The 14138-nt window shown below is 52.4% G+C and carries 10 protein-coding genes; 1 reads left to right on the top strand and 9 read right to left on the bottom strand.

All coding sequences use genetic code 11. The features are described from left to right. Positions 1–182: 182 nt before the first annotated feature. Positions 183–392: a DUF1127 domain-containing protein gene (locus tag ACM3N8_RS10230; RefSeq protein WP_043137637.1), complete on the bottom strand. Its 210-nt coding sequence runs from the start codon at positions 390–392 to the stop codon at positions 183–185. A gap of 521 nt (positions 393–913) precedes the next feature. Between ACM3N8_RS10230 and ACM3N8_RS10225 the strand changes: the two genes are divergently transcribed. Next, positions 914–1807, top strand: a complete 894-nt coding sequence (locus tag ACM3N8_RS10225; RefSeq protein ID WP_241326291.1) for a DNA replication terminus site-binding protein — start codon at positions 914–916, stop codon at positions 1805–1807. A gap of 171 nt (positions 1808–1978) precedes the next feature. Here the strand turns inward: ACM3N8_RS10225 and ACM3N8_RS10220 are convergent, their stop codons facing one another. The 8 genes from ACM3N8_RS10220 to ACM3N8_RS10185 form a co-directional block, all read right to left on the bottom strand. Further along, on the bottom strand, positions 1979–5821 hold the full coding sequence (locus ACM3N8_RS10220; RefSeq protein WP_290017540.1) for a DEAD/DEAH box helicase: 3843 nt from the start codon (positions 5819–5821) through the stop codon (positions 1979–1981). Between the two features lie 213 nt (positions 5822–6034). Then, on the bottom strand, positions 6035–6688 hold the full coding sequence (locus ACM3N8_RS10215; protein WP_043137590.1) for a YceH family protein: 654 nt from the start codon (positions 6686–6688) through the stop codon (positions 6035–6037). Between the two features lie 145 nt (positions 6689–6833). Then, positions 6834–8552, bottom strand: a complete 1719-nt coding sequence (locus ACM3N8_RS10210) for a PglL family O-oligosaccharyltransferase (RefSeq protein WP_290017541.1) — start codon at positions 8550–8552, stop codon at positions 6834–6836. An 85-nt stretch (positions 8553–8637) separates the two neighbouring features. Beyond that, entirely contained in the window at positions 8638–9702 is a 1065-nt protein-coding gene (locus tag ACM3N8_RS10205; protein WP_290017543.1) for an LPS O-antigen chain length determinant protein WzzB, read from the bottom strand. Positions 9703–9788: 86 nt separating this feature from the next. Beyond that, the gene (locus ACM3N8_RS10200; protein ID WP_290017545.1) at positions 9789–11069 is read right to left on the bottom strand and encodes a sugar transferase; all 1281 of its coding nucleotides are present in this window, start codon (positions 11067–11069) and stop codon (positions 9789–9791) included. Between the two features lie 27 nt (positions 11070–11096). Beyond that, positions 11097–11906: a glycosyltransferase gene (locus tag ACM3N8_RS10195; protein WP_290017547.1), complete on the bottom strand. Its 810-nt coding sequence runs from the start codon at positions 11904–11906 to the stop codon at positions 11097–11099. A gap of 64 nt (positions 11907–11970) precedes the next feature. Next, positions 11971–12810, bottom strand: coding sequence for a glycosyltransferase (locus ACM3N8_RS10190; RefSeq protein WP_290017549.1), 840 nt, complete (start codon positions 12808–12810; stop codon positions 11971–11973). After that, complete coding sequence (locus ACM3N8_RS10185) at positions 12807–14120, bottom strand: hypothetical protein (protein ID WP_416016062.1); 1314 nt, start codon at positions 14118–14120, stop codon at positions 12807–12809. Before ACM3N8_RS10185 ends, ACM3N8_RS10190 begins: the two co-directional genes overlap by 4 nt. Positions 14121–14138: the final 18 nt, after the last annotated feature.

Genomic DNA, 14138 nt, shown 5'->3' with positions numbered 1-14138 from the left:
ACAAATGTGGCGACAGTTAATGACAAGTCGGCAGGCATGGGGTGAACGAGGGAACGGCGAGAAGGGGAAATGAAGCGACAGGGACGAGAAAATATCGGGCAATCATTCAAGCGCCGGCGTCAGGCCGGTTGACACAGCAAGATCGGGGTCAGCAGAAAAACGAGGCATCCATGCCCGGCTGATCAACCACGCCAGAACGGCTTGGTGGTCTCTTGATAGCGATCAGATTCGTTCAGGCCGATGTCCTTGAGCAGGTACTCGGGCAGCTCGGAGAGCTGGCGACGGCTGCGGCTGCGTTCCAGCCAGGTCAGCACTGTCATTTTGACGCGAGCAACCAGATTCGATTGGCTGGAATGCTGGTAACCGGTCTCGGTATAAGTCATGTTGGCCATGATGTGGCTCCTCTTGATGATGTCTGCGCGGGGTGCGAATTTGTTGCGCAAAGCTTAGTCAGGAGGGACAACCGACTCAATTGACGAATTTTGATACAAGACATTAGTAAAACTAATGGTGAATATCGTCAATCTTTAAAACCTAATAGATTGATTTTAAACTATTAAATAATCATTTTATTCCGTCTGAAAGACCGGCAGCATATTCTCCTGCATGGCGCACCTCTAACTATGCAGTTTCTTGTCTTGGCTATGCAGTCACGGGATCTCAAGGCGAGGCTGGCAACCTGAGATTTACATCCAGTTGTTAATCAAGAGATCTTTTGCTGATCCTTATTTAACAGATAGATACAAAATAAACACACTCAAATGGCTATCGCTTTTGACCCTCGCCAGGCGCACTGCGAAGGAGATGCTTGGCGCGCTTTCGGCATGCTGGTATGGTTATTTATACAGTAGTTTAGCCACGTCTCTGCCAGCCCCTGTGGAGGGTGTGACAGGGGCGACCACAGGACACGCCGATGGACACATTTACCCCGACTGCCGCCCTGCGTCAACAGATGGACGCGCTCGAAGAGGCGCTGGCCCGCCTGGCCCGACAACTGGCGCAGCTCCCCTTGCTGGAGGCCCACGTCTATCCCCTCCCCGCCGTGCCTCAGGGGCAGGAGCACGAGCCCATCGAGCAGATAGAGGTGGGCTATCTGGGCGGTGAGGCCGCGCTGGCGGCCACCCTGGCGGCCTACCGGGATCACAGTGCTCGTCCCGGCTGTTCCACCAAGGCCACCCACCGCTTGCCAGGATGGCTGCGCTTTTCTGCCGCCAGCGCCAGCCAGCTGCGCCCGCTGATCGAAGAGGTCAACACCCGCAAGCTCGCCTTCAAGGAACTGGTGCAACAGGCCGGTGGGCGGGATGAGAAGTTCGAGCTGGTGCACAGGGCCCTGCCCGGGGTGATCACCCTGCAGGTCTACCGCAAGCTGACCCTGCTGGAAGGAGAGCTGCATTCCCTCGGCTTTACCTGGGCCGACAAGCAGAGCATCAACCGCCTCAGCCGGGAGCAGGTGCTGGAGATGCTGGAGCGCAGCCGTCGCTACATACCGGCGCTCTCCAACAACGAGGAGTGGAGCAAGATGGTGGATCAGGAGGTCTATGACCTTCGCCGTCTGCCTGCCGATGCCGAGCTCAGGATCCGGCGACCGGTCAAGACCCACCCCATGATCAACCTGCTCTGGCAGGACAGGGAACCCCGCAAGCAGCAGCTCAAGGCGAGCCTGCCCCTGCTGCTCTGCTCGGACACCCAGCCCGCCGTCACCCACCTTGGCCACTATCCGCCCAAGCTGCGGCAGGCGCGGCGGGATCGCAAGATTGGCGGTGAGCCCATCATAGAGCGGCTGCACCTCTACCTCTATCAGGGGTAGCCGCAAGCCGGCAGACTCCCCTTGCCCAGCCTCTGCAGATGGCGCGGCAAGATGCCAGCGGGCCTGGCTGAGCAGTCCACCTCTTCGACAGGAGCTCCTGCACAGCCACAGACATAAACAAAGGGGGGATCGCCTGCCGGCGATCCCCCCTTGTGCACAACCTCCGCCTGATCAGCCCATCAGCAGGGCGCGCAGGCTCTCCACATCCAGCCCGCGCACTTCGGACTGGCCGCTCAGCAGGCCATCGGCCAGCGCCCGCTTCTCGTCGTGCAGAGCGACTATCTTCTCCTCCACCGTCTGCTCGCACACCAGCCGATAAACCGTCACCGGCTGGGTCTGCCCCATGCGGTGGGCCCGATCGCTCGCCTGATCCTCCACCGCCGGGTTCCACCAGGGATCCAGGTGCAGCACTGTATCGGCCTGGGTCAGGTTGAGACCCGTGCCCCCCGCCTTGAGGCTGATGAGGAACAGCGGCACCGGCTCGTGCCGGAAGCGCAGTATGGAGTCCTGGCGGGACTTGGCGGAGCAGCCGCCATCCAGATAGCAGTAATCCCACTTCTTCTGTTCAATGCGCGCACGCAGCAGGCTCAGCAGATCGACGAACTGGCTGAACACCAGCACCCGATGACCGTTGCCGATCGCCTCGTCCAGCAGGGCCATCGCCTCGTCCAGCTTGCTGCTGGTCTGGGACCACTCGGGCATCACCAGCTCGGGGGAGCAGCAGAGCCGACGCAGCCGGGTCAGGCCGCTCAGCACGTGCATCAGGGCGCGGCCATCGGCACTTTGCACCTGCTGCACCACCTCGCGCCGGGTGGCCTCATACAGCTGACGCTCCTCGGGGGAGAGGCTGATGTGATGAATGATCTCTGTCTTGTCAGGCAGCTCGGTCAACACCTGCTGCTTGAGGCGGCGCAGTATGAAGGGGCTGATCACAGCCCGCAGCAGCGCCATGTGCTGGGGATCCTTCACCGCCTTGCCGAAGCGGCGCTTGAACTCGCCCAGGCTGCCGAGCAGACCCGGGTTGATAAAGGTAAACAGGCTCCACAGCTCCCCCAGGTGGTTCTCGATGGGGGTGCCGGAGAGGGCGAGGCGAAAATCGCCCTCAAGCTGGAACAGCAGCTTTGCGCGCTGGGTGCCGGCATTCTTGATCTGCTGCGCCTCGTCCAGCACCATGCTCGACCAGCGGCGGGACTTGAGCGCCTCCGCCAGGCTGCCGAGCATGCCGTAGTTGATCAGGATCACCTGGCCGGCCCTGGCATCGCGGATCACCCCTTCCCGCTCGGAGGGGTTCTCGAACACCACCACCTCGAGTTCGGGAGCGAAGCGCGCCACCTCTTCCTGCCAGTTGGTGACCACTGACTTTGGCACCACCACCAGCGCCGGGCCCAGGTGCTGGCGCATGCGCAGCACTATGAGCGCCTGCAGGGTCTTGCCCAGACCCATGTCATCGGCCAGACAGGCGCCGAAGCCATGATGGGCCAGGGTGGCCAGCCAGCGCACCCCGTCCTTCTGATAGTCCCGCAGCGGGGTCAACAGCTCGGCCGGACACTCCACCTCCTGCTGCCACTCCTGTTGCAGGGAGTGCCAGGCGTCATCCCCCTCAGTGGTGATGACGGAAAGCAGGCGGGTGAGCGGATAGGCCAGCTTGTTGTTGATGCGTTGCTCTTCATCCAGCATGGCGCCCAGCATGGTGAGCCGCTCCACCAGCTTGTCGCTCAGCATCAGGCTGGTTTTTTCATCGAGCTGGACGGTTCGCTGGCCCGGCGTCATCTGGCGCAGGATGAGACGCAGGTCGAGGATCTGGTGCTCATCGAGGGCCAGAGCCCCCTCCACCTGGAACCAGTCTTGGCGCCGCTCGATGCGCAGGCTCAGGGCCGCTTCATCCAGACTCTTGAGGCGGGCGCTGTCCTGGTGCCAGTGAATGACTACGCCGGCATCCACCAGTTCGGGCAGGGCGTTGACCAGTGCCAGCGCCTGCTCCCCCTGAAGTAGCCACTCACTGCCGGGCAGGCCGATGGGCAGCGAATTGCGCAGCTGCTGGGCCTGTACCTTCTCGGCGGCCAGGTCCCGCTGCCAGTAGTGATAATCCTTGATCCCCTGCCGCACTATGGCCTCCCCCTTGCCAAGAGGCAGTTGCGGCAACTCGCCCTGACGGGTCACCAGCCTGACCGCCAGCTGGCCATCCTGCCAATCCAGCTGGACCGAGGGAACGCCAGGCCAGGGAGCCAGCTCGGCATTGCCTGTCAGGCTGGCCACCTGGCTGTGCCAGGGCAGGCCCGGGATGGCATCCAGGGTACGCTGCAATTCGCTTAAGCCCTCGGCCGACAAGGGGGGGATGGATTCCAGCGCGGGCAGGCGATCGAGCAGCGCCTGGGGGGTGAGGATGAGCTGCCACAAGTCCTGCGCCAGCGGCAGTATGTGGGCCCCGCGCGCGGCGGCGGCCGGGCTCAGTACCGCGCCCATGCCCTGCTCCAGGGTGACGATCTGCAACAGGGGCGCACTGATCGCCAGTTGCAGCTTTTGTCCCTTGGCATTGAACAGGCGCGGATGGTTGGCCAGCGGTGCCCAGGCCTCTCGCGGCAAGTGGCCCATGACCCTGGGCAGGGTGCGCACCAGCGCCCAGTCTTCTTCGTCGAGCAGGGCGGCATACTGGGTGGAAAGCAGCGCGGGATCGACCCGGCGACCGGCGGTCCACTCCCCCTTGGTGCTCTGCTTCTGGATCTTGCATTCCAGCTCGGGCCCTTCGGCATGCAGCAGCCACACCAGCCGCTCCTGTGCCTTGCGCACGCCGCTGGAGCGGCCCAGCCCCTGCAGCCAGTTGAGCCAGCTGGCCGAGGCGGGCGTCTTGTCCTCCCCGTCCTGTTCGTCCGTTTCTTCCTCCCCGTTGGCGGCGCGCAGCTGTTGCAGCGGTGCACGCTGCGCCCCCTGCCCCAGCAGGAGCCGCAGCAGATCCTGACAGAAGGCCATCAGCCTGTGATGGGGGTCGGCCTCCAGCACGTGGGAGAGATCCCACTTGTGCAGTATGGCAACCTGGGGGCTCTGCTCACCATGCCGGGCAAGGGCGCAGAGATCGAGCCAGAGATAACCCCAGTGCAACTCCTCCAGCGGCAGTTGCAGGGTATCGAACAGACCGACCGCCTGGCCGTGACGATCGCCGGCCCACTGGCCCAGCAGATCCGCCAGCAGTGGAAACTGGTTGCCCAGGCTGCGCTGCCACTTCTTGCGCTGCTCGCTGGCAATGACGGGGTCGGCTTGTTGCAGCCAGCCGAGCCAGAGCAGGCCGCCGAACATCAGCGGCCACTGGCCCTGGCCGCCCTGCGCCTGCCACTGCCCGAGGGCACCGAGCAACCGCTCAGCAAGAGGTTGTTCCGCCCCCTGCTCCGCCAGCTGCTGCAAGGCGGGCCAGTGAGTGGTTACCTCGCCTGCCAGGTCGCCACAGAGCCATTGCCACTCGGATGCGAACCCCTCGCTCAGGCGGGTCAGCTCGGGGGTACAGGCGCTGGCGACCGATGCCAGCGGCCACCGCTCACCCGGTTCGGCATCGAGCAGGGTTTGCAGGGCGAAGTGCATCAGCATCAGTTGCTGCCATTGCGGGCTGGATCCCGGCAGCAGGCGATGGGCCTCGGGCACGTCGAGCAGGCTCAGCAGATCGGCCGCGAGGTAGTAGGTCGGCACCTGACCCGCCTCCCCAAGGCAGAGCTCGCGCACCAGGGCCTGGGCCATCTCCTGGCCGGTCACCGAGGGCACCCGTACCCAGTTCGGCATGGGGCAGGCTCCCGAGCGCACCGCCAAGATCAGCGCCAAGGTTCCCTCTGCCGTCAGACTCCACTGCTGCTCCCCGCGCAGCCGCACCAGCCCCTGCAACTGCAACTGGCTCAGCTTGTCGATCAAAGCCCGCCCGAGCGGCTGCTGTGCTTGCAGTTGTTCTTGCAAATAGCGGGTACTGGCGGTGCGCTGCAACTGCAGCTCACTGAGCAGGGCATAACAATCGGAAGAGAGGGTGAACGCAGACATCAAGACTCACGGGCAGGTGCAAAAGCGGAATTTTAACGGGAAAGCGGCGGCGGCTCGACCCTTAACCGTGAAATAACTCAAAAAAAGCCGACTGGCTCATAGAACGCGGCGAGCAGGGCTGAGCGCCGAGGGATGGCAAGAGGCGGCAACCTCGGCGAAATGACAATAAAAAAGGCGCCGCAGCGCCTCTTTGGGGGTAAACGTGCCGACGTGTCAGCCTTCCAGCTGCGCCAGACGGGCTTCCAGAGCCTGCAACTGTGACTTGAGGGTTTCGACCTCTTCCTCCAGCGCGCTCAACCTGTCCGCCGCCGGGGACGCATAGCTGCCGGCTGGGGATGCCTCGGCCAGCGCCTGCAGATCCACCTCGCCGCTGAACAAATGGGCATAGCGGGATTCACGCTTGCCCGGTTCACGGGGCAACTTGACCACATAGGGCCCCTGCTCAATCAGGGCGGCCAGCGCCGCATCCACCTGAGTGACATCATCGAAGCTGCACAGGCGGTTGGTACGGGAGCGCAGTTCGCCCGGGGTCTGCGGGCCGCGCAACAGCAGCTCGCAGACGATGCCGAGCTCCTGCTCGCTGAACTTGAGGGTGCCGAACTCGGTATTGCAGAAACGGTGCTGGTAACGAGGCACCCGGGCATTGAAACCGGCGGTGTTGACCACCAGACGCTTGCGGATCAGCTCATCCACTACGGCGCGGATATCCAGCTCACAGAGCTCCAGTACCGGCTCGCGGTTGCTTTTCTGGTTGCAGGCATTGACCAGGGCATTGAGGGAGAGGGGGTATTGATCCGGCGTGCAGATCTCTTTCTCGATCAGAGCACCGATCACTCGGGCCTCCAATGGGCCTAGCACTAACTCCATTTCATACTCCCTTTCTAAAACAAGACGTTGAGGCCACTATCTTAGCCATGGCGCCTCTGCCGTCCAGCAGAGGCAACCATTTTTGCGAAGCCGTGAGGCGGTTGATGAAACATCGCACAACCAGGCCGCCCCACGACAGCCAACATCAGGAGGAGGGCTTGCGCTCCAGCGCCGTGGCCACAGAGCTGGCGGCCGAGCCGGTCAGCAAGGGATCACCCGGATAGAGCATCAGGGCCTGCGCTCTCAGCGCCCTTGCCTCCTCCTGCCGTCCCAGTGCGCCGAGCGCGAGCACCATGTTCGCGTAGATATTGGATCTGGGGGTGTGGCGCACAAAGGCCTGACCCCAGTCGAGATAGGCTTCTAGCTCCGCCTTGTTGTCGGCCTGCAAGCCCACCATGAGTCGCACCGAGTTCACGTCAAACTCCACCCGGGTCAACCAGGCCATGGGATTGACGATGTCGAGCAACAGGGTCGGCTCCTTGTAGCCGCCACGCTCATACTTGGTCACCACCCAGGCGGTATGAATGGCGGTGAGCATGAAGGGCACGACCAGCAGAGGAATGGTGATGGCCACGAAGCGCAGCAACAGCCAGGGGCGATAGACATATTCGCGCCAGCTGGCACGGCCCGAGGCCTGCAGCCCCTCCTCCACCTCCGCATCCAGCACATGGATCAGCAGCAGCAGGGCCCACCAGAGGGCGATGGCATGATAGAGCGGATACTCGGTCTGGGTGTGCAGCAGTATGGGGGTCACCAGCGCCAGCAGCGCCGGCCCCTTGACCCAACCGGCCTTGGCCACTCGCCACAACAAAACGCCGCCCATCAGCGCCATGCCGATCATGGGGGCCAACCCCCCTTCCACCGCCCAGTAGAGAAACTCGTTGTGGGGGTGATCGAGGTTGTATTCAATCTGCGCCATGGCCGGGTTCAGCGCCTTGTCGGCCATGTAGTGGTGCAGAAAGGTAGTTTCAAAGCTGCCATAGCCCCAGCCAGCCCAGGGAGACTGGGCAATCAGCTTGGCGGCGTAGGGCCAGTAGATGGAACGCATGCCACCGGACTGATAGGCCTCGAGCCCGCGTTTGACGCCGCTGATCCCGTATTGAGATATCAACCCCAAGGCGATGCCCAACCCAACCAGCCCCAGAACCCTGCGCAGTTGCTGCTGGCGATAAAGTTGTGGCGCAAGCAGCAGCAGGGCCAGCAGGCCACCCAATTGCCCCACCCGGGATTGCAACACCACCAACAACAGGCTGGCCGCCAGGATCACCCCATAGCGCAGCCCCCTGAGCCAGGGGTTGGCATTACCGCGCAGCTCCAGCCAGCTGGCCAACGCAAGCCCGGTCGCCATGAAGGTTGCCATCACATTGGGTTGCTGAAAGATGCCGTAGGGGCGATTGACCCGAGTGTCATAACCGAGCCAGTTGCCGGGGGTCAGCAGGTAGTACTGCACCAGGCCAAGCAGCGCCTCTATGGCCACAGCCCCCAACAGCACATAGAGCAGCTTGTCACGGGCCTGACGAGCCAGTTGCCATTGGTACAGACAAAACAGAAACAGCAGACCGGCAAACAACCCCAGCAGCCGGGGAATGGCATAGTCTTTGAATTCGAAACCTGGATAGGCCATGGGCAGCAACAGCAAGCATCCACCGAGCCATAGCCAGGCCTGCAATGGCGAGAACACCAGTCGCTGTTGCAGCGTCACCTGCCACAACCCCAGGCCTATGACGAGGCTGGCGAAAATCCAGCCCCAGGCATTGAACGGCAAATAGAGCCCGGCCCCGCCGGGGTTGTGCATGAAAAAATGCATGGCCAATAACAGATAGAAAAAGCAAACGCCCCAGAAGCTGAATGAGACTTTTGTCATGTCGTATGCTCCTGATATGTAAGGTTGCAGTAAGTACCATCCAAAACCCAAGATAAAAATAAAGGAGGGCTATGCCTCCTTTATTTTAAATCCCTTGCTGGCGATACTTGAATGAATGTCTGATCAATACCAACCCGGCCCCAAAAATACCACCTAGCAGAGTAGATAGGATGATGATGAGAGGCCTGCGTGGCTTATCTTTTGAAATAGGTTCATCTGGAGATGAAAGATATGAAAATGATTGAAACAATACATTTTTAATATCAAGGGATTTCAAGCTATTAATCTGCAACCGTAATGAGCTTAACTCTGGATTCATGACTTCTGGATCCTTCATTGAACGTAGCACTTCCAGTTTTTCCGCTAACGCCTTAGAGCCTAGCTCAATATAAAATACGTCACGGTTATTCAAGTTCTCAACCGGCTTATCTAATCCAGCAGCCTTACTGATCTTCAGGCTATATCCGGTTCTGATAATTTCATCTTTTTGTCTCTGTAAAGTATCAGCAACCACACTCTTATATTGAGCATCCAGTGTCTTTATTCTATTTTGCCAGATGCTATACAGCTCATTATTCTTGGCCTCCACTTGTTTGGCTTGAATGAATGCAATATATTTTTCAAGCCAGAGCTTGGCTTCGCCTGAGGTCGCACCAGAGAACGAGAGTGTGACTTCATCACTTAGCTTATCCAAAGCTCTGGCATCAATATTTTTCGTCAGTTTTTTCAACTGTACTTTCTGATTTTGAGCTGAATCATTTTGTTGTAGATTTTGAGACGTATCAACAATACCCTCACTAATTAAGAAGTTTACTTTGTTATCAGCGCTATTAAAACTCTTGATAAAATCTTTAAAGATGACTTCTTTTTCAAAAGAGGAAAGGCTTTTAGGTTCAATATTATTATTTACAAGCTTATTGACTACAAGTCGTAGGTGATTAATCTCTTTTGAGGCTGGCTGATCAATCAAGGCTTGACTAGTCCATACTTGTGCAGCTGTATATGCATATATAACCCCTAATACACATGACACCAATGTGATTAGAAATATAGTTATTTTGTTTTTCCATAAAACCAAGATTATCGCATTCAAGTCCAGCGAGACAGAAGCATTCAAAGTCTCTCGCTCTGGATGTGAGACTGAAGTCATAAGTCATTCTCTCATATAATATACTTTAAAGAATCCATCTCATGTGAAATTATATTTATACACATGAATGTGTCATTAGCTGATAATTATCGAGCACCAAAACCAGTCAAAATAGTTCGTATGGTTTTAAACACAATAAGTACATCCAACCATAATGAAAAGTGCTTGATATAATAAAAGTCATGTTCAATTTTAATTCTTGTATCATCCGCATCAGCAGCATACCCATGTACTACCTGAGCCCATCCACTGATGCCTGGCCGCACTATATGCCGATACATATAAAATGGGATCTCCCGATCGAATTGATCAACGAACGTCCTCTGTTCTGGTCTGGGACCTATTAGACTCATATCACCTTTTAATACATTGAAAAACTGTGGTAGTTCATCAATCCTTAATTTTCTAATTACTTTTCCTACACGTGTAACGCGCATGTCATCACTCTGTGCAAACTGGGCACCATTTTTCTCAGAATCACGACACATGCTTCTAAATTTATAAATGCAAAAGTCTTTATTACCCATTCCAACACGATTCTGCAAAAACAAGATCGATCCAGGGCTTTCCAATTTTATTAGAATTGCCGTGATCAGCATTACTGGAGAGAGAGCCGGGATTGCTATAAGTGCAATAATAATATCAAAACAACGTTTTATTGGGGTATACATGGGCGAAGGCAACAGAGAACCCAGCTGATTCTCATGCATATGATCTATCTTCACTCTACCAGTCAAACTCTCACTAATTTGCTTGATATGGTAAACTGGAATGTGCGCCAGTGCACAACGTGCCAGAAAACGCTCCCAATCACCAGCCAAACTATTATCATGGAGATCAGCCACTACCGCATCATACCGGATCGCCCCCAAGTCCGGATGCTCTAGGATCCGCCATTCGGCTGCACTGTTTTTTAGCAATGAATGATAATCACCAAATGGCAGCAATGCATACTTTGGTATTCTATATCTACGGCCAATAAAATAGACAGCCCAGCAACACAAGAGCGCTAATATATATGATTCAAATAAAACTTGCCGACTATATTCCAAGCGAATAAAAAACAACATGCCAACGAGAACGCCATATACACCCGTAACTGTTGGAATCATATATGAGACAGGGCTGGCACCAGGATAACGAAGTATTCGGTGCAAAATAATCCCTGTCAAGATGAAGGCAAGAAATGCACCAGCAAGTGTATTTATTCGTACAGAATCAAGATGCACCCAAAATCCCCATCCCCAACGCTCAAGACCGGGAATAAATACAGAGAAAAAAGCTCCCATCAAAAAGAGGGCAGGAGAGCTGAAAAAAAACCTTTCATACCAACGGGAATGGCGTCTTTGATAGCTTATAATAGTCACATTAGTCCCCAGATCTCTAAAATTTAACTATTTTCTTAAAAAAACACGATATATTTTTTTTCTAAACTCGCCAGGTAGTAATCTGATTGGAAGCCTAATCACTAAATTTCTTATAAACTCAAAACATGATATGAAGCCTATGTCATAAAAACGTTTCTGAACAGATATTTCTGAAAGTGCATACTTCACCCCACCTCTACGTACCTCCATCCCATTTCCTGTCCTGGCATAAACAAGAACCTCGGGGATGTTCAACACAATAAAACCTTTAGTTATCATTCTGACCCATAGGGCATAATCTTCATATAAGTAATCGTCTTGGTAGCCACCTGCCGCCATAACAGCCGATCTTCTAAAAGCAACTGACATATGATTCATTGGATTACGGTACTTTGCATAACTCCTGATCTCATCATAAAGACAAGGTACAGTCTTTATTGCATGGCATTGTTCAATGCGTTCATCAAACTCGGCAACATAGGCCCCCAATAATTTTATATCTGGGCTTTCTTTAAAATGTGAAATTTGAATTTCAAACCTATTAGGAGTGCAGATATCATCTGTATCCATTCTAAATACGATATCATTACTGCATATATCAAGGCCTTTATTTAGAGCTTGACCAAGACCAATATTTTTCTCTAATGGCAAAGTAATAATTGGTAATTTATTACTCCATTTGGCAACAACAAGATTTAACTCATTAGTTATGGGGCCATCATAAACAAGTATAATTTCATTTGCCTGGACTGTTTGATTGAATAAGCTATCTAAACATTGATCCAAAAAACATGGGTTTTCTTTAAAGTATAGAGACATCAAAACGCTAAAAGACATGATAGACCCGAATAGTAAAATAATTAATGTTTAGCATTATCTTTGCTGATATTTTATCATACACCTACTTGAAAAAATCTCGAATACCCTTTATAAAGAATTGTCTTCGCTTCTTGCTCTCTTGATAAAAAAATGAAAAGATCAAGAATCTAAGCGGGAACAAACAGCATTGGGATATTTTCCATCGAAGTGGTACATAACTCAACGTTAGCATTCTTAATAAGTTTCTAGTCTGAAAGTAGTGTCTTATCGGCGATGGTATCCCCAGCTTGAATAGCTTGAAATCTAATACCCCCTCCCCCAGATGATGAGAAAATTCAACTGAAGAGTCAATGACGATGGAATAACCCATTCCACGAGCACGCCAGCCCCATTCATAATCAACATAGTCGATAAATAGATCGGCATCAAAGACACCCACATCAGTGAATGTTTTTACAGCTGTAACTGAGCACGAGCTCATAAGATTTTCTGCAAAGAAAAATCTTTCTTGACCAGGAATATTTTTCTTTGAATCTAATCCACCAGTTTGATCAGGCATTGCACATAATGCAGATATCTTGTGCCCAAGACTATCTAAATATTTATAACTGGCTAGCAATTCCTTTATTTTAAAAAAGGAAATAGTACTATCGTCATCTATAAATATGACATATTCATATTCATTACTTTCAGCGAATTTGATACCTATATTCTGGGCGGCAGCTATTCCTATATTACCACCATTGTGCCAGTAAAAAATATTGGCAATTTTTATCTCATCTAATGAGAGTTTTTCTGCACTATTATCAGAAATAAATATATCCATGTTTTCTGATATCTTAATGACATTATCAAACACTAGATGCCAATCTGGCTCATATGTGACGACAATAGACAGAATTTGCTTCCTTGAATGAGTCATATGTTATCCTGCTTAATCTTTCCCATATAAGGACACAAAATAAATTTTATGCATTTTTCAAACTGAAGAGCAAACAATGGAAATAGCATGAATAAAATGAATCCTAATAAGAATCTTCCGTATAGCAAATCTGTAATATTGTTAGCCAGAGGTAATGTTTGAGTCATTACAAAAATCGCTGGATAAAAAATCGCTTTGTTCACCCTCATTAACCAAGTGCTAATAATACAGAGCAATATTGTATTAGCTGCCACCGTTAAAATAACAACTCCCATAGAATAATCACCAAATATCGCTTTGGCTTCACCAATCAAGAACGATGTTGCATTAACCCATGAGGCATTTGCATCAGGAAATACATGCCTTATGATGTCACTCAATGGATCTACTTGTTTGATATCTAGTAGGCTTGCAAACGGTAACCCCCAATATAAATAAGTATCACTTGGCTTTGAAAAATTATATACCCAGAACATACCATCAGCTTGAGCGACAAAAAGACGATTCAATATCGCATCAAAAAAGTATGATGAGTCACCACCGAAATCAAAAGAAATATAAAATAGAAAACTAATTATAAGAAGAGTGAACAGACCGCCAACAATAATACTCTTTATTTTTCCATAGCGAGCCCAGTATAACCAGAACGAGCCTATTACCATCATAACAAGAGGACCTTTCTGCAGATCATACAATATACATAATGAGGTAATGAAAAAAGAAATAAATACTAGTTTTTTAGTACAAGTTTTGTTCAAGAATGCAATCAAACAGCTATAGTAAGCATACAACGGAAAATACTTAATAAAGAAGTTTATGATTGGAAGTGATATCCCATCTTCACCACGCAATATGCTAGCCTTCTGGATTTCTGCATCAACGACATTACCACTGATAGCAGTGAAAAGCGGTATATTTTTTGTAAAAACAATCTTTGCAATTAGAATTAGGAATACCAAGATAATACTAGAAACTAAATACAGTCCACGGTCATTTGAAACCGGTGTAAACTCATAGCGACAACCACCGATCAGAAAGGAAATAGATATTGAAATAAATAGTGCAATAATAACTATAAAATAGTCTATAAGCACCTTGCTTTTTACACTCTCGGATACAAGGCTACACGTTATAGACCCAAGGCAATCCGAACCATAGCTTATGATAAGTACGCCGGGGAGAGTCAGTATTAAAATTTGAAATGCTATGACAAATCCGATCGGATGGGCTGAATATCCAAAAATAGGCCATGTTTTATAATGGCTTAAAGATGCAAATACTAATGCTATGAAAAAAACCATGAATTCCATTATGATTGCTCTATTCAG

The organism is Aeromonas sp. A04, from assembly GCF_047780465.1.
GTDB classification, from domain to species: domain Bacteria; phylum Pseudomonadota; class Gammaproteobacteria; order Enterobacterales; family Aeromonadaceae; genus Aeromonas; species Aeromonas bestiarum.
The sequence above is the reverse complement of the archived record's forward strand: the minus strand, read 5'-3'. Positions and strand labels throughout refer to the sequence as shown.

Coding starts and splice junctions, on each gene's coding strand:
- ACM3N8_RS10225 (WP_241326291.1), top strand. CDS start 914: ATGGACACATTTACCCCGACTGCCGCCCTGCGTCAACAGATGGACGCG.
- ACM3N8_RS10210 (WP_290017541.1), bottom strand. CDS start 8,552: ATGACAAAAGTCTCATTCAGCTTCTGGGGCGTTTGCTTTTTCTATCTG.
- ACM3N8_RS10190 (WP_290017549.1), bottom strand. CDS start 12,810: ATGACTCATTCAAGGAAGCAAATTCTGTCTATTGTCGTCACATATGAG.
- ACM3N8_RS10195 (WP_290017547.1), bottom strand. CDS start 11,906: ATGTCTTTTAGCGTTTTGATGTCTCTATACTTTAAAGAAAACCCATGT.
- ACM3N8_RS10205 (WP_290017543.1), bottom strand. CDS start 9,702: ATGACTTCAGTCTCACATCCAGAGCGAGAGACTTTGAATGCTTCTGTC.
- ACM3N8_RS10215 (WP_043137590.1), bottom strand. CDS start 6,688: ATGGAGTTAGTGCTAGGCCCATTGGAGGCCCGAGTGATCGGTGCTCTG.
- ACM3N8_RS10220 (WP_290017540.1), bottom strand. CDS start 5,821: ATGTCTGCGTTCACCCTCTCTTCCGATTGTTATGCCCTGCTCAGTGAG.
- ACM3N8_RS10185 (WP_416016062.1), bottom strand. CDS start 14,120: ATGGAATTCATGGTTTTTTTCATAGCATTAGTATTTGCATCTTTAAGC.
- ACM3N8_RS10230 (WP_043137637.1), bottom strand. CDS start 392: ATGGCCAACATGACTTATACCGAGACCGGTTACCAGCATTCCAGCCAA.